Source organism: Allorhizobium pseudoryzae (assembly GCF_011046245.1).
Lineage (GTDB): Bacteria > Pseudomonadota > Alphaproteobacteria > Rhizobiales > Rhizobiaceae > Neorhizobium > Neorhizobium pseudoryzae.
In genome coordinates this window covers 963,988-980,221 of record NZ_CP049244.1, presented here as the reverse complement: position 1 = coordinate 980,221, position 16,234 = coordinate 963,988, and the positions used below count along the sequence as shown (strand labels likewise).

Annotated in this window: 14 protein-coding genes; 13 read left to right on the top strand and 1 reads right to left on the bottom strand. The window is 62.3% G+C overall.

Translation table 11 applies throughout. From position 1 onward, the window contains the following. Positions 1-86: 86 nt before the first annotated feature. The 8 genes from G6N78_RS23395 (at position 87) to yghX (ending at position 10,453) form a co-directional block, all read left to right on the top strand. On the top strand, positions 87-1,298 hold the full coding sequence (locus tag G6N78_RS23395) for an ROK family transcriptional regulator (protein WP_165224606.1): 1,212 nt from the start codon (positions 87-89) through the stop codon (positions 1,296-1,298). 38 nt (positions 1,299-1,336) lie between these two features. Beyond that, on the top strand, positions 1,337-2,437 hold the full coding sequence (locus G6N78_RS23390) for a Gfo/Idh/MocA family protein (protein ID WP_165224604.1): 1,101 nt from the start codon (positions 1,337-1,339) through the stop codon (positions 2,435-2,437). A 26-nt stretch (positions 2,438-2,463) separates the two neighbouring features. Then, positions 2,464-3,105 (top strand): ThuA domain-containing protein, encoded by a 642-nt coding sequence (locus G6N78_RS23385; RefSeq protein WP_165224602.1) that lies wholly within the window; start codon positions 2,464-2,466, stop codon positions 3,103-3,105. Between the two features lie 295 nt (positions 3,106-3,400). Next, entirely contained in the window at positions 3,401-6,835 is a 3,435-nt protein-coding gene (locus tag G6N78_RS23380) for a response regulator (RefSeq protein ID WP_165224599.1), read from the top strand. Further along, positions 6,832-7,665 (top strand): CheR family methyltransferase, encoded by an 834-nt coding sequence (locus tag G6N78_RS23375; RefSeq protein WP_165224596.1) that lies wholly within the window; start codon positions 6,832-6,834, stop codon positions 7,663-7,665. Before G6N78_RS23380 ends, G6N78_RS23375 begins: the two co-directional genes overlap by 4 nt. Further along, a complete protein-coding gene (locus G6N78_RS23370; protein WP_165224593.1) occupies positions 7,662-8,234 on the top strand; it encodes a chemotaxis protein CheB in 573 nt (190 codons plus the stop codon). The genes G6N78_RS23375 and G6N78_RS23370 overlap by 4 nt, the downstream gene beginning before the upstream one ends. Beyond that, positions 8,231-9,409 (top strand): hybrid sensor histidine kinase/response regulator, encoded by a 1,179-nt coding sequence (locus G6N78_RS23365; protein ID WP_165224590.1) that lies wholly within the window; start codon positions 8,231-8,233, stop codon positions 9,407-9,409. Before G6N78_RS23370 ends, G6N78_RS23365 begins: the two co-directional genes overlap by 4 nt. Before the next feature lie 156 nt (positions 9,410-9,565). After that, entirely contained in the window at positions 9,566-10,453 is an 888-nt protein-coding gene (gene yghX / locus G6N78_RS23360; protein WP_165225448.1) for a YghX family hydrolase, read from the top strand. Positions 10,454-10,566: 113 nt separating this feature from the next. On the opposite strand, the gene G6N78_RS23355 is transcribed toward yghX, so the two are convergent. After that, on the bottom strand, positions 10,567-11,280 hold the full coding sequence (locus tag G6N78_RS23355) for a GntR family transcriptional regulator (RefSeq protein ID WP_165224587.1): 714 nt from the start codon (positions 11,278-11,280) through the stop codon (positions 10,567-10,569). 117 nt (positions 11,281-11,397) lie between these two features. On the opposite strand from G6N78_RS23355, the gene dctP reads away from it, so the two are divergent. Genes dctP through araD form a run of 5 tightly spaced genes read left to right on the top strand, consistent with a single transcriptional unit; the run spans position 11,398 to position 16,231 of the window. Next, positions 11,398-12,420 (top strand): TRAP transporter substrate-binding protein DctP, encoded by a 1,023-nt coding sequence (dctP, locus tag G6N78_RS23350; protein ID WP_234906025.1) that lies wholly within the window; start codon positions 11,398-11,400, stop codon positions 12,418-12,420. Between the two features lie 58 nt (positions 12,421-12,478). After that, positions 12,479-13,000, top strand: a complete 522-nt coding sequence (locus G6N78_RS23345) for a TRAP transporter small permease subunit (protein ID WP_165224581.1) — start codon at positions 12,479-12,481, stop codon at positions 12,998-13,000. Continuing rightward, positions 12,990-14,306 carry a TRAP transporter large permease gene (locus G6N78_RS23340; protein ID WP_165224578.1) on the top strand — a complete coding sequence of 439 codons (1,317 nt, stop codon included), beginning with the start codon at positions 12,990-12,992 and terminating at the stop codon, positions 14,304-14,306. Before G6N78_RS23345 ends, G6N78_RS23340 begins: the two co-directional genes overlap by 11 nt. 11 nt (positions 14,307-14,317) lie before the next feature. Beyond that, positions 14,318-14,491: a hypothetical protein gene (locus G6N78_RS23335; RefSeq protein WP_165224575.1), complete on the top strand. Its 174-nt coding sequence runs from the start codon at positions 14,318-14,320 to the stop codon at positions 14,489-14,491. 3 nt (positions 14,492-14,494) lie between these two features. After that, complete coding sequence (gene araD / locus G6N78_RS23330) at positions 14,495-16,231, top strand: L-arabinonate dehydratase (RefSeq protein WP_165224571.1); 1,737 nt, start codon at positions 14,495-14,497, stop codon at positions 16,229-16,231. The last annotated feature ends 3 nt before the right edge of the window (positions 16,232-16,234 follow it).

The window sequence follows — 16,234 nt, the reverse complement described above, 5'->3', positions numbered from 1 at the left end:
AAGCACGTTGACAGCCGGGCAAACCTGCCGCTTATTTTTGTCCGGATAGCGAATATATTCATCACGATGCGAGCACTCAGCCTTCCATGAAAACTGCCGACCCGGAACTGATGCGCGCCATCAATCGCTTTACGGTCCTGGACACGATCCGGCGCCACGGCCCCATATCGCGGGTCGAAATCAGCGAACGTTCGCAGCTGTCCACCACCACGGTCTCCGCCATCACGGCCTCACTGCTGGACGACGGACTGATCCTGACCCGCCACGAGGGCGACATCCGCAATGCCGCTGCGAGAGGCCGGCCGCGCGTCATGCTGGAGCTCAACCCGGATGCCGCGCGCGTTGTCGGCGCGAAGATTGCGGCGCATCAGATGGTCTTCGTCGTGACCAATTTCTGTGGTGAAGTGATCTCGCAGCTGTCGCTGCCGATCCGCGTCAACCGCCAGCCGGTCGGCGTCATCAGCGATCTGATCGAGGACGGCGTGCGCCGCTGCGTCGTCGATGCCGGCCTCAGCCTGGAAGACATCGACAGCGTCTGCATCGGCTTCCCGGGTGTCGTGGAGCATCGCACCGGCCTTGTGCGCTCCAGCCCGATCCTCAGCGAACCGGATGTCGACTTCGCCCGCGAGATGACGGAGCGGCTGAGCGTCGCGACCATCGTCGAAAGCGATTCCCACGCCATCACGCTGGCACATCACTGGTTCGGCAAGGGCCGAGACCTGGATGACATGGTGCTGGTCTCGCTCGAGCATACGCTGGGGTTGGGCGTTCTGCACGGCGGGCAGTTGTTCCGCGGCGCCGGCGGGCTCAGCCACAATCTCGGCGACCTGATGATGGGCGCCGGCCTCTCCGAAATGGTGCGGCTGACGGCACTCGCGGGAGAACCGGCCATCCTCGGTGAACAGTCGCAGCAGGGGCGGTTTGCGGAAGCCGTGCGGCTTGGCCGGGGCATGGCGCATGCGCAGACGCTGGTGGCTGCCGAGGACAATGTGCTGACGGTCGCCGCCACACGGGCCGGCGAAGCGATCGGCATTGCCGTCGCCAATATCGTCACGCTCTTCGGCCCGCCACGTGTCGTCATCGTCGGTGCGACATTGCTTCTCGGCGACGTATTTCTCGAAACGCTGGCGGATTCCTACCGCCAGGCCATTCCCTCATCGATCCGCGAGATCGCCGAACTGGTCTTCGACGGCTCGCCCGACGAGATGTGGGCGCAAGGGGCGGCCGTCGTCGCGCTCTGCGAACTCTACGAATCGCCCTGGGGCACGACAGGCCCGGCGCCTGCCCCTCAGCTTTAGCGAAAACAATCACAGCATCTGGAATTCTGGGAGGATCCATGGACAAGGTTGGTATCGGCATCATTGGTTGCGGCAATATTTCGTCCGCCTACCTCAAGGCCATGGCCGCGTTTCCCATTCTCGACATTCGCGGCCTGTCCGACCTGAATACGGCACTGGCCGAACAGCGGGCGGCCGAATTCGGCCTGCAGGCCCGCTCGGTCGAGGACCTGATGCAGGACCCGGCGATCGAGATCATCGTCAACCTGACGGTGCCGAAGGCGCATGTGGCGGTGGCGATGCAGGCGCTCAATGCCGGCAAGCACACCTATTCGGAAAAACCGCTCGGCATCAACTTTGCCGAGGGGCAGAAACTTGCGGAGGCAGCAAGGGCCAAGGGGCTTCGGATCGGAGCAGCACCGGACACGTTCCTCGGCGGCTCGCACCAGACGGCCCGCGAGATGATCGATGCCGGTGTCCTTGGAACGCCGGTCGGCGGCACGGCCACCTTCATGTGCCCAGGCCACGAGCGTTGGCACCCCAATCCCGACTTCTATTACGAGGTTGGTGGCGGGCCGATGCTCGACATGGGGCCTTACTATATTACCGACCTCGTCAATCTGCTCGGTCCCGTCTCGCGGGTCGCCGGCTTTGCCATTTCGCCGCGCAAGGAGCGGCTGATCACCAGCCAGCCGCGTAATGGCCAGACCATCCCTGTTCACGTCGCGACCCATGTGGCGGGCGTGATGGCGTTTGATTGCGGCGCGGTCGTGCAGATCGGCATGAGCTTCGACGTGGCCGGTCACAAACATGTGCCGCTCGAGATCTACGGCACGGACGGCACGCTGATCGTGCCGGATCCGAACCATTTCGGCGGGCAGATCGACTACCTGAAGAAGGGCGGCAGCCTCGAGCCGCAGGAGACGACCCGCCCCTATGCGGACGGCAATTACCGGTCGATCGGCGTGGCCGACATGGCGCATGGCTTGAGAAGCAACCGCCCGCACCGTGCCAATGGTGATCTGGCGCTGCATGTGCTGGAGGTCATGGAGGCCTTCCAGCGCGCTGCCGACAGCGGCACGACCATCGACATCAGGACCAAGACCGAACGACCGGCGCCCCTGTCGGTCTCGCTCATCGACGGCCGGTTGGCCCGATAACAGTTCAAGGATCAGGAGGAGTAACCATGCGCGAGGCTCTTATCGTCTGGGGTGGCTGGAGCGGCCACGAGCCGGAACAATGTGCCGAGATCATCCGCGATCTGCTGCAGGAGGATGGATTCAAGGTCTATGTCGAACGCAGCACGGAGGCGTTTGCCGATCCGTCGATCCACGATCTGTCGCTGATCGTGCCGATCATGACCATGTCCAAGATCGAGAAGGAAGAAGCCAAGAACCTTGCCGCCGCAATCGAAAGCGGCGTCGGCTTCGCCGGCTATCACGGCGGTGCGGGCGATGCGTTCCGGGAATGCGTGGAGTACCAGTTCATCGTGGGCGGACAATGGGTCGCCCATCCCGGCAACATCATCGACTACACGGTCAACATCACCCGTCCGGATGATCCGCTGATGGAGGGGATCAGCGATTTCCCCTATCACTCCGAACAGTATTACATGCATGTCGATCCCTCCAACGAGGTTCTGGCAACGACAACGTTCACGAGAGAGCATGCGTATTGGATCGACGGCGTGGTGATGCCGGTCGTCTGGAAGCGGCATTATGGTAAGGGCCGCGTCTTCTATTCGTCGCTCGGCCATGTGGCGAAGGAATTCGAGGTCCCGCAGATGCGCGAGATCTTCCGCCGCGGCGCCAACTGGGCGGCGCGCTGATCATCCATTGCTCTTGCAGGTCCCTTGCAAGCGCGGGCGTGCCCTTTGCACGCCCGCGCTTTTTTGTGCGGACATCCCGTCTCGACACCCGGGACACGCAATGCCGCGGAAAAGTTGATAATGCAGTTCACGCATCCGTTGACTCTGCACCGGCGAACCCTAGCTATGGGACGTCGATCCGATCCCCGTCTTTATCCAAGCTTACGTCCTGCTCGTACGGATGCTCCCCTGCCAGACGCAGAGCCCGTCAACGAACCAGCACAAGGCTGACATTCTCGAAAGTGCTGACAAGCCGATGCATAGAAAAGGCGCTGCCGTTAACAACAAGGGCACACTGGGCCTAGAACCCTTTGTTGTCGTCAGCCTCGCCGTGGCCCTGCTGTTCTTCATCCTGAGCACCACGGTCGCGGTCTACACCACGCAGTTGCTGCGCGACAGCAACGACAAGGTCATCCAGACGCACCGTGTCATTGTCGGCATCGATCTTTTGCTGTCCGATGTACAGGATGCGGAAACGGGGCAGCGCGGCTATCTGCTGACGGGCAATGAGCGGTATCTCGAGCCCTATCATCGGGCGGGCGCCCAGTTGCAGAGCCGCCTATCCTCGGTTGAGCAACTGATCGGCGAGAATGGATCGCAGCAGCAGCGCTTTGGCGAACTGAAGAGCTACATCGCCTCCAAGTTCACGGAACTGCAGGAAACGATCGACGTCTTCCGTGCCCAGGGTGCCCAGGCCGCCTTGACGCGGGTGAATTCGGACCGCGGCAAGGCCGACATGGATGCCATCCGCTCGCTGATCTCGGATATCCGGGCCGCGGAAACGGAAGAACGCGCAGTGCGCGTCGCCGGCATGAACAATGCCTATACGGTGGCCTTCGCCACCAGCCTGTTATCCGGCGCGCTCGGCATCATTCTGACCCTGACCGTCGGCGCGCTGATGCGCCAGGCGACGATTGCGAGACGCCGCGACCAGTGGATGCAGCAGGCTCAGGTGGGGCTTGGCAATGCCGTGATCGGCGACCAGACGACCAACGAGGTGGGCGAAAACATCCTGCGCTTCCTTGCCGACTATGTCGGTGCCGTTGCCGGCGCGATCTATGTCGAGGATGAGGATCGTTATCGGCTGTCCGCGACCTTCGGCGTTCCGCCCGGCACCGCGCTGCCCGACAGGATCCAGAGACACGATGGCCTGTTCGGCCATGTGGTGGCGGACCACCGGCCGATCGCGGTTGGCGAGGTGCCGGATGGCTACATCGCCTTCGGCTCAACGCTCGGCCAGCAGAAGCCGCGGTTCCTCGCCCTGTCGCCGGCCCTCATCGACGGCGAGATCAAGGCCGTGTACGAGCTCGGCTTCCTCAATCCCGTCGGCGACCACATCCTGGCGCTTCTCGAACAGTCCTCCGGCACGATCGCGACCGCCATCCGCTCCGCGGAATTCCGCACCGAGCTGCAGAAACTTCTGCACGAGACGCAGCGCCAGGCCGAGGAACTGCAGGTCCAGGGCGAGGAACTGCGCGTCTCCAACGAGGAACTGGAGGAGCAGGGCCGGGCGCTGAAGGAATCGCAGGCGCGCCTTGAACAACAGCAGGTGGAGCTGGAGCAGACCAATTCGCAGCTGGAAGAGCAGGCACAGGAACTGGAGCGCCAGCGCGACGACCTGGAAAAAGCGAATGTCTCCATGAACCTGAAGGCGCAGGAACTGGAACAGGCCAGCCGCTACAAGTCGGACTTCCTCGCCAACATGTCGCACGAGCTTCGCACGCCACTCAACTCGTCGCTGATCCTGGCCAAGCTGCTCGCCGACAATACCGACGAAAACCTGACGCCCGAGCAGGTGAAATATGCCCAGACGATCCAGTCGTCCGGCAACGACCTGCTCAACCTGATCAACGATATTCTCGACCTGTCGAAGATCGAGGCGGGTCACGTGGAAATCCGGCCCGAGCCCGTGTCGATCGAACGGACGGTCAACACGCTGCGCCAGCTCTTTGATCCGCTGGCCAGCACCAAGGGGCTGGAATTCAAGGTCAGCGTCGCCGACGACGTCGTTCCCGTCCTTGAAACCGACGCACAGCGGCTGGAACAGGTGCTGAAGAACCTGATCGCCAATGCGATCAAGTTTACCGAAAAAGGCAGTGTCACGCTCTCGGTCCAGCCGTTGAGCGACAATCAGATCGCCATTTCCGTAACGGATACCGGAATTGGGATCGCCGAGGATCAGCAGCGGCGAATTTTCGAAGCCTTCCACCAGGCCGACAGCACCATCAGCCGCCGGTTCGGCGGCACGGGGCTTGGCCTCTCCATTTCGCGTGAGCTCGTTCGCCTGCTGGGCGGCACGATCCATCTGAAGAGCGAGCCGGGCGCCGGCAGCACCTTTACCATCATCGTGCCGCAGATCTTCAACGCCTCGCTGGTGCGGGTGCGGGCGCCGGACATCGAGCTTGCCGCCGAGACGCCGGCCGAGCCGAAGCCTTCGGCCAAGCCCGCCCGCCGCGAGTTGGTGCAGATTGTCGAGGACGACCGCAAGCAGGTTCCGGACAATGCCCGCAAGCTGCTGATCATCGAGGACGACCAGAGTTTTGCCCTTATCCTGCGCGATCTCGCCCGCGAGATGAAGTTCCATGCGCTGGTCGCCGGCACCGCCCAGGAGGCGCTGGAGCTGGCGCGGCAGTTCATGCCGAGCGCCATTGTGCTGGATGTGGGCCTGCCGGACCAATCCGGCCTCTCCGTGCTCGACCGCCTGAAACGCGATGTCCGCACGCGCCATATCCCGATCCACATCGTCTCCGCGGATGATTATTCCGAGCGGGCCCTGTCGCTCGGCGCCATCGGTTATGCACTGAAGCCCGTTCAACGGGACCAGTTGGTCGAGGTGCTGAAATCGCTCGACGCGAAGATCTCGCAGAACGTGCGGCGCGTCCTGATTGTCGAAGACAACGAGGTTCAGCGCGAGGCCGTCGCCAAGCTGATCGGCTCGCATGATGTGGAAACCGTCGGAGCAGGAACGGCAGCGGAATGTCTGGAACTCCTGAAGGAGCAGACCTTCGACTGCATGGTGCTGGACCTGTCTCTGCCGGATGCCTCCGGTTACAACCTTCTCGAGACGATCAGCCAGGACGGGCTGCATTCCTTCCCGCCGGTGATCGTTTACACGGGCCGGGTCCTTTCCAGCGAAGAAGAGCAGAAGCTGCGCCGCTATTCCAAATCGATCATCATCAAGGGCGCGAAGTCGCCGGAGAGGCTGCTGGACGAGGTCACGCTTTTCCTCCACCAGGTCGTCTCCGAACTGCCGGACGAGCAGCAGAAGATGATCCGCAAGGCACGCAACCGTGATGCACTGCTGGAGGGCCGCCGCATCCTGGTGGTGGAGGATGACGTGCGCAATGTCTACGCGCTGACGAATATCCTCGAACCGCGCGGCGCCCTCGTTGAGATTGCCCGTAACGGCGAAGAAGCGCTGCAGAAGCTGGAGCAATCCCAATCGACGCCGGACGGCCGGATCGACCTCGTGCTGATGGATGTGATGATGCCGGTGATGGACGGTCTGACGGCCACGCGGCACATTCGCAACAATCCGAACTGGAAGCGGCTGCCGGTGATCACGCTGACCGCCAAGGCCATGCCGGACGACCAGCAGCGCTGCATCGAAGCCGGCGCCAATGATTATATGGCCAAGCCGCTCGACGTGGAGAAACTCCTGTCGCTCGTTCGCGTTTGGATGCCGCAATGACCGAGACGTTCGAAAAGGTCGAGGACATCGAGATCCGCCTGCTGCTCGATGCGCTCTACCACCGGTATCATTATGATTTCCGCAATTATGCCATGGCCTCGATCCGCCGGCGGCTGCGTCAGGCGCGAGAGCAACTCGGCTTCCAGACGATTTCCGCCTTGCAGGAAAGCGCGCTGCATGATCCGGATCTGCTGCCTGTCCTCCTGCGTTACCTCACCGTGCAGGTCAGCGAGATGTTCCGCGACCCGAGCTATTTCCAGGCGATCCGCGACAAGGTCATCCCGCACCTGCGCACCTATCCTTCGCTGAAGGTCTGGATTGCCGGCTGCAGCAGCGGCGAGGAGTTGTATTCCTTCGTCATCCTGTTCCGCGAGGAAGGTCTGGAGGAACGGACGATCTTCTACGCGACCGACATCAACCCGGAAGCGCTTGCCCAGGCCGAATCCGGCATCTACGATCTGGAGCGGGTGCGGCTGTTTACCGAAAACCACCGGCGCGCCGGCGGCAAGACGTCGTTGTCCGACTATTATCACAGCGGCTACAATCGCTGCGTTTTTGACAAGAGCCTGCGCCGGCAGGTGGTTTTTTCCGACCACAGCCTGGTGACAGATCAGGTGTTCGGCGAAATGCAGTTCGTCTCCTGCCGCAATGTCATGATCTATTTCGACCGGGATCTCCAGGACCGGGCGATCGGGCTGTTCAAGGATGCCTTGCCGCGCAACGGCTTTCTCGGTCTCGGCGCCAAGGAGACTCTGCGGTTTTCGGCCCATGCCGATGCGTTTCGGGATTTTGTCCGGGAGGAGAAGATCTACCAGAGGGCTGGGACATGATGGAGACAGCTGGCGGGGCAGTCATCATCGGAGCATCGGCCGGCGCACTAGAAGCGCTGTCCGTGATACTACCAAAGCTTGCTTCTGACTTCCCTCGCCCCATATTGGTCATTGTCCATGTCCCGCCCGACAAACGCAGCGTTCTGGCGTCGATTTTCGACGCGAAATGCCGGTTGCGCGCGGTGGAGGCCGAGGACAAGGAGCCGATCGAGGCAGGCGTCATCTATTTCGCGCCGCCGGATTATCACCTTTTGATTGAGGATACGAAAACGATAGCGCTTTCCGACGAGGATCAGGTCCTGTTTTCCCGACCGTCGATCGACGTGGCCTTCGAAAGCGCTGCCGAGGTCTGGGGGAAGTCCTTGATCGGCATCATTCTGACCGGCGCTAATCATGACGGTGCCCAGGGGTTGAAGGCCGTCGCCGCCGCCGGTGGCACGGTCATCGTCCAGGACCCCGACGGCGCCTATGCCGGGGCCATGCCGCAGGCCGCGCTTGCTGCCTGCCCGCAGGCGCTCGTTCTTCCGGTGGATATCATTGCATCTTACCTGCAGGGGATTGCCGCATGAGTGGCCCTGTCAAATTTCTGCTCGTCGACGACCTGCCCGAAAACCTCCTGTCGCTGGAAGCCCTTCTGCGGCGCGAGGACCTTCATCTGCTGAAGGCGCGGTCCGGTGACGAGGCGCTGGAACTTCTGCTGCACCACGATGTGGCGCTGGCATTGATCGACGTGCAGATGCCGGGCCTCAACGGTTTCGAACTGGCGGAACTGATGCGCGGCAACGAGCGGACCCGGCGCATTCCGATCATCTTCGTCACTGCCGGCAGCCACAGCCCGGAACGGCGTTTTCAGGGATATGAGGCCGGCGCCGTCGATTTTATCCAGAAGCCGATCGAACCGGATATCCTGCGCAGCAAGACGGAGGTCTTCTTCGAGCTTTACCGGCAGCGCCAGAAGATTGCCGAGCAGCGGGACACGCTGCACGAACAGGCCGAAGCGCTGCGACTGGCGGACAAGCGCAAGGACGAGTTCCTGGCGGTTCTGGCGCATGAACTGCGCAATCCGCTGGCGGCCCTGCATGGTGGGCTGAAGCTTCTGTTGCGCAAACCGGACGGCCCGCAGGCCGAGAAGATCAGCGGCCTGATGGAAGGCCAGATGGCGCATCTGGTGCGCCTCATCGATGACCTTCTGGACATTTCCCGCATCACCAAGGGCAAGATCGAGCTGCGCAGGAGCGCCTTCGATCTGAAGACCGCCGTTCTCGCGGCGCTGGAGATGGCGCAGCCGGCCATCGAGGCAAAGGGGCACAGGCTGACGGCCCATATTCCCGCCCATCCCGTGGATGTGTTTGCCGATCAGGTGCGGATCACCCAGTGCATTGCCAATATTCTCACGAATGCGGCCAAGTACACGCCAGATGGCGGCGAGATCGAGATTTCCATGCAGGAGCGGGGAAACGAAGTCTCGATCACCGTGCAGGATAACGGGCTCGGCCTGACGCCGGAATCGACAGCCTCCATCTTCCGGCTGTTCGAGCAGGTCGATGACCATCTCGAACATGCGCATGGCGGGCTGGGCATTGGTCTGGCGCTCGTCAAGCAATTGGTGGAACTGCATGGCGGCACGGTGTCGGCGGCAAGCGACGGCCCCGGCCAGGGCAGCCGGTTCACGCTGACCGTGCCGAACAGCGCGGCGGAACTGCAGTATCTCAACCAGGAAAGCCGCACCCGCCTGCCCGTCTGAAAGCGTATGGCAGGATGCTCGTTACTGGCGGGACCGGAGCCCTCGAACCTGCTGACACAATCGTGACCGGGATCGGGCCCCGTTCAACGATCCACCGTAGGCGTCGAGGCGAAGACTGTGGTGAAATACAGCAGCGAGCCAACGGGAGACACGCAGATGGAACGGCTGACGGCGAAGGACTTTCCGCAGGAACTTCTCGAACTTTACGATTTTTATGCCCATGGCAGGATCACCAAGCGGGAGTTTCTCGACCGCGCGGCGAAATTTGCCGTCGGCGGCGTGACGGCAGCGGCGCTCGTCGCATCCCTGTCGCCCGATTATGCGCTGGCCCAGCAGGTGGAGTTCACCGATCCGGACATCCTTCCGGAGTACATCACCTATCCCTCCGAAAAGGGGCACGGCGAGGTGCGCGGCTACCTCGTCAAACCGGCCAGGCTGGAAGGCAAGGCACCGGCCGTGGTTGTGGTTCACGAAAACCGCGGCCTCAACCCGTATATCGAGGATGTCGCCCGCCGGGTGGCCAAGGCCGGCTTCATTGCGCTCGCCCCGGACGGCCTCACATCCGTGGGCGGTTATCCCGGCAACGACGAAAAGGGTCGTGAGCTGCAGGCCACCGTCGATCCGCAGAAACTGATGAACGACTTCTTTGCCGCGGTCGAATTCCTGATGAACCACGCGCAATCGACCGGCAAGGTCGGCATTACCGGCTTCTGCTATGGCGGCGGCGTGGCCAATGCCGCAGCCGTTGCCTATCCCGAACTCGGCGCCGCCGTGCCGTTCTACGGTCGCCAGCCGCGGACGGAAGACGTCGCGCGGATCAAGGCGCCGCTTCTCATTCATTATGCGGAGCTCGATACGCGGATCAACGAAGGCTGGCCGGCCTATGAGGCGGCCTTGAAGGCCAACAACAAGACCTATGAGGCCTACATCTATCCGGGCGTCAACCACGGTTTCCACAACGACTCGACGCCCCGCTACGACGAAGCCGCCGCCAAGCTCGCCTGGGACAGGACGATCGACTGGTTCAAGCGCCATCTTGGCTGAACGACGCCGGCTGTTTTCGACCAGCCGATCACACCCCTGCCTTTCAGACAGCGTATGGGCGGGGGTGCCTCCGAAACGTGCTGGCAGGCCCCCGCCCGAAACGGAGTGACCGGCTAGAAATAGCCTGCGTGCGCCCGCTTGATTTCCTCGACCTGCGCCAAGGTGCCCGAAAGGTGGCGGCGGACGGCCTCCTGGGTCGCGGCCACATCAAACTGCCGCATCTGCGTAACGATCTCCTGGTGCGCAACGAGAATTGTCGCAGCCTTGCCGGGGTCCATCAGGTTGAGTTTGCGCAGGCGGTCGATATGGCCGGACCGGGACTGAACCAGTTCCCAAAGATCCAGCACCCCGGCATCCTCGAACATCTGGTAGTGAAACTGCCGGTCGAGCGCCGCAAACCGTTCGAGGTCTGCGTCAACGGTGAGTGCCGTGTGCTGCAACTGGACAAGACGCGCCGCGCGCTCGACCGCGGGCGTGGCATTGCGGATGCAGAGCGTGCGGACAACCTCCAGCTCGAGTGACATGCGGAGGAACTGCGTTTCCCGCGCCTGCGCCAGATCGATGCGGGTCACCTCCGTGCGCGATTGCGGGAAGACGACGACAAGGCCCTCCTTCTCCAGCATCTGCAGCGCATCCCTCACCGGCGTCTGACTGACACCGTAACTGGCGGCCAGCTCCGTCCGAGATAACGGGGCACCGGGCAGGAACTCCAGCGACACGATCCGGTCGCGCAGCCGCTTGTAGAGTTCGTGGGATGTCGAGGTCCGCCGCAATGCACCTCCCTGTGTCTGGACGCCCGCGGCTCCGGCCCCGGCATTTTGAACCATGCGATTACTCCTTATTCGAGGCTATCTTAGCGCAGCCATTGACAGGCGTGAACTAATATTTTAGTGCACTAGAACTAGGAGATGGAGGTCTCCGAGCACCAAGGGAGGACATCGGTCGTGTTCAAGAAATTTCTCATCGCGAGCTGCGCTGCGCTCGCCATTTCATCGGTCGCGAAGGCCGAAAACTATTCCATCCAGTCGTCGTTCAACGCCGGCGACTTCTCCATGCAGTATCTGACGCAGAACTGGCTTCCGAAGATCAAGGCTCAGACCGGCGGACGGGTCGAAATCACGCTGACACCGAATGCATCCGTTGTTCCCGCAAAGGAAACCATCGAGGCGGTGTCGGCCGGCGTGCTGGACGGCGATTTCACCTCGGTCAACTATTTCTCAGGCATCGAGCCTGCCTTTGCGATCATGGCCGATCTCATCTCCGGATACGACACGCCGGCACAGATGCTGGGCTTCTGCCGCGACGGCAAAGGCGAGGCCATGCAGCAGAAGATCCTCGACAGCGTGTCAGGTGGCGAAGTCCACCTCATCGCCTGTGGCCCCTACAGCCGCGAATCGCTTCCGGCGCGCACACCGATCCGCACCTTCGAGGACCTGAAGGGCAAGAAGATCCGGGCACCGGAAGGTCTTGCCTCCGCCGTCTTTGCGGCCGCGGGCGCCAGCCCTGTCTCGATCCCTTTCTCGGAAGTCTATGGCGCCCTGGAAAAGGGCATCGTTGATGCCGCCGATGCCTCGGCCTACGTCAACAATGTCGCAACAGGCCTGCACGACGTTGCGCCCTACCCGCTTTATCCCGGCATTCACTCCATGCCGCTCATGCAGTTCACCATGAACAAGGAAAAGTGGGATGCGCTGTCAGCAGACGACCAGAAGGCCCTTCGCACCTGGTGGTACGCTGCCATGGAAGATCTGACCAAGGTAGTCGATGAGCAGGATCAGGAAAAGGCCAAGGCAGATGCCGCCGGCGGCAAGATCGAGGTGATCAACTGGGCGCAGGAGGATCGCGACCAACTGCGCGAGGTTGCCCGCGCCGAATGGGTCAAGTTCGCCTCGAAGAGCGCGTTGGCACGCGAGGCGCTCGATGCCAACCTCGACTACATGACGACGATCGGCCTGATCAAGAAGTAAGACCTGCGGGCCCGGCCGACCCTCGGCCGGGCCGCTCCACATCTTGCCGGAGGGGGTCATGAGGGACCTGTTTGCACGCTATGCGGTGATGATGGACCGCGTCAGCGTTTTTGTCGGGCACGGCTGTTCCGTGCTGTTCTTCGCATGCATTATCGCCTCCGCGCTGGAAGTGGTGATGCGCTACGGTTTCGACAGCCCGACCACATGGTCGACGGAACTGTCGATGACGCTGTGTGCGACGGCCTGGGTTCTGGCGGTCGGCTACGTCACCGAACGGCAGCGCCACATCTCCATCACCATGCTCGAAATCCTCGTGGGAGAGAGGGTCTGGCACATCTTCCGGCTCGTTCAGCTTCTGGCCTCGGCCATAGCCATCGCCGTGCTTGCCCGTGCGGTCTGGGGGCCTGCCCTGAAGGTGCTTGCACGGCCTGAATATTCCGGCACCGCCATGAACTCCATGCAGCCAAGCTATCTCAAGGTTCTGCTTCTGGTCGGCTGCGTGCTCTACCTGCTGCAGCTTGCCGCCAACATCATCCGCTGGTTCCAGGGGACCGAGAAGGAGACCGCCGGTGGGCATTGAATACATCACCCTCCTGATCGTGGCGGCGCTGCTGGGCCTGATGGCCATCGGCATTCCGCTCGGCATCACCACGCTGCTTGTCTCGCTCGGCACAGCCATCCTCTATTTCGGCGAAAGGGCCGGCTTCTTCATCGTTTCCGCCAATGTGACGGAAGTGCTGCACAAGTATGAACTGATCTCCGTTCCCTTCTTCGTCTTCATGGCCAATATCCTCGAACGATCGGGCATAGCCCACTCGCTGTTTGAGTCGATGGCCATCATGGGAGGACGCTTCCGGGGCTCCGTGGGCGTCCAGACCTGCATCGTCGCGGTGGTTCTTGCCGCCATGTCGGGCATCATGGGCGGTGAAATCGTCATGCTTGGCCTGATTGCGCTGCCGCAGATGCTGCGCCTCGGCTATGACAAGAAACTGGCGATCGGCATCATCTGCGCCGCCGGCGCGCTGGCCACGCTCATTCCGCCGTCGGTCGTCCTCATCGTCTACGGTCTCGCCGCACAGGTTTCGATTACCGGCCTGTTTGCCGCATCCATCGGGCCGGGCTTGTTGCTCGCCTCGCTCTACATCACGTACATCCTGGTCCGCGTTCGGCTCAATCCGGCGCTTGCACCCGTCTACGACATCCCCGAGACCGGACTTCCCTTCGTCAAGCGCCTGCCGTTCCTCAAGGGTGTCATCCTGCCCGGCATCCTGATCGGCGCCGTGCTTGGCGTGATCTATTCCGGCGTGGCGACCGTGACCGAAGCCGCGGCCATCGGCGCCGTGGGTGCCGTCATCGTTGCCATGGTGCGGCAGGAACTGACCTGGATCAAGATGCGCGACGCCATGCGCCAGACGGTGCTGACCGTCGGCTCGATCATCTGGCTGGTGCTGGGGGCGGTGGCTCTGATCGGCATCTACAACCGTATCGGCGGCGGGGAATTTCTTCGCGGGCTTCTGACTGCGCTCGACGTTCCGCCGCTCGCCGTCATCGTCGTGATGATGATGATCGTCATGGTGCTTGGCACCTTTCTGGAGTGGATCGCCATTCTGTTCATTACGGTGCCGATCTTCGCGCCCGTGGTGATTGATCTGGGCTTCGATCCCATCTGGTTCGGCGTTCTGTTCGCGATGAACATCCAGATCTATTACCTCTCGCCCCCCTTTGGTCCTGCCTGCTTCTTCCTGAAATCGGTCGCGCCGAAAGAGGTGACCCTGCAGGACATCTTCAGCGCGGTTCTGCCATTCATCGCGCTCCAGTCCGTGGGCCTGATGCTGGTCCTGCTGTTTCCGCAGATCGCGCTGTTCATTCCGTCCCTGCTGAACTGAGGAGATGACCGATGACCAAGGAAAAGGACATCAACCACGATCTTCTGAAGGGCGATGAAGACATCAGCCCGGCGGAATTCGCCCTCAATCATGCCGGTGAACCGGATTTCGGCAATCTGCCGGAGATCGTCTTTGTACTGGCCACCGTTGTGCTGGTCTGGTTCACCTTTACATTTACGGGATAGATCATGAAGCCTCGTCGAACCTATGCTTCGCTGCGATCCGCACGCTGGATGGTGCCGGATGACCAGCGTTCCTTCGGCCACCGTTCACGCACCATGCAGATGGGATATGATCCCGCGGATTGGGAGGGCCGGCCGATCATCGCCATCCTCAACACCTGGTCGGACGCTCAGCCCTGCCACATGCATTTCAAGGACCGCGTCGAATGGGTGAAGCGCGGCGTGCTGCAGGCCGGCGGCTTTCCCATGGAACTGCCGGCCCTGTCGCTGTCGGAGAATTTCGTCAAGCCCACCACCATGCTCTACCGCAACATGCTGGCCATGGAGACGGAAGAACTGCTGCGGTCGCATCCGGTGGACGGCGCCGTGCTGATGGGCGGCTGCGACAAGACCACGCCGGGCCTCGTGATGGGCGCGGTCAGCATGGGCCTTCCCTTCATCTACCTGCCGGCCGGCCCGATGCTGAGGGGCAATTATGCCGGGAAATACCTCGGCTCCGGCACCGACGGCTTCAAATACTGGGATGAGCGGCGCGCCGGCACAATCTCCAAGCAGGAGTGGCAGGGCATCGAGGGCGGCATCGCCCGCTCCTACGGCCACTGCATGACCATGGGCACGGCCTCGACCATGACCGCGATTGCCGAAGCGATGGGCCTGACACTGCCCGGCGCCTCCTCCATTCCGGCGGCTGACGCCAATCACCAGCGCATGTCCACCCAGTGCGGCCGCCGCATCGTCGATATGGTATGGGAGGACCTGACGCCGCGTGAGATCATAACGCCGGCGGCGGTCAACAATGCCGTCACGGTCGCCATGGCCACCGGCTGTTCGACCAATGCAATCATCCACCTGATCGCCATGGCACGCCGGGCCGGCGTTCCGCTGCAGCTGGATGATCTCGACCGCATCGGCCGCACGACACCGGTCATCGCTAATATCCGTCCCTCCGGGACCAGCTACCTGATGGAGGACTTCTATTACGCCGGCGGGCTGCGGGCGCTGATGAAGCAACTGGGCGATCAGCTCGACAGCTCCGCCATCACCGTGGCCGGCAAGCCGCTGACGGAGGGGCTGGATGAGGTGAAGATCTGGAACGAGGACGTCATCCGTCCCTTGAGCAACCCCGTCTATCACGAGGGGTCGCTGGCCGTTCTGAAGGGCAATCTGTGCCCGGACGGCGCGGTGATCAAACCCGCGGCCTGTGATCCGAAGTTCCACCGCCATCGCGGCCCGGCACTGGTGGCAGACAGCTATCCGGAGCTGAAGGCGATCATCGACGATCCCGATTATCCGCTGACGCCGGACACCGTGCTCGTGTTGCGCAATGCAGGTCCGCAGGGAGGACCGGGCATGCCGGAATGGGGCATGATCCCGATGCCGAAGGCTCTCCTGAAGCTCGGGCTTCGCGACATGGTGCGGATCTCCGATGCGCGCATGTCGGGAACCTCCTTCGGCGCCTGCGTGCTGCATGCCGCACCGGAAGCCTATGTCGGCGGACCGCTGGCCCTGCTGAAAACGGGGGACACCGTCGAACTCGACATCCCGGCGCGCAGCCTGAACATGCTGGTGGACGAGGCGGAACTCAGCCGCCGCAAGGCCGAATGGGTCGCGCCGGAGCCGCGGTACGAGCGGGGCTACGGCTACATGTTCACCAAGCACATCGAACAGGCCGACAAGGGCTGCGACTTCGATTTCCTCAAGACCGAATTCGGCCGTCCGGTCGATGAACCGGTCATCTACTGACAC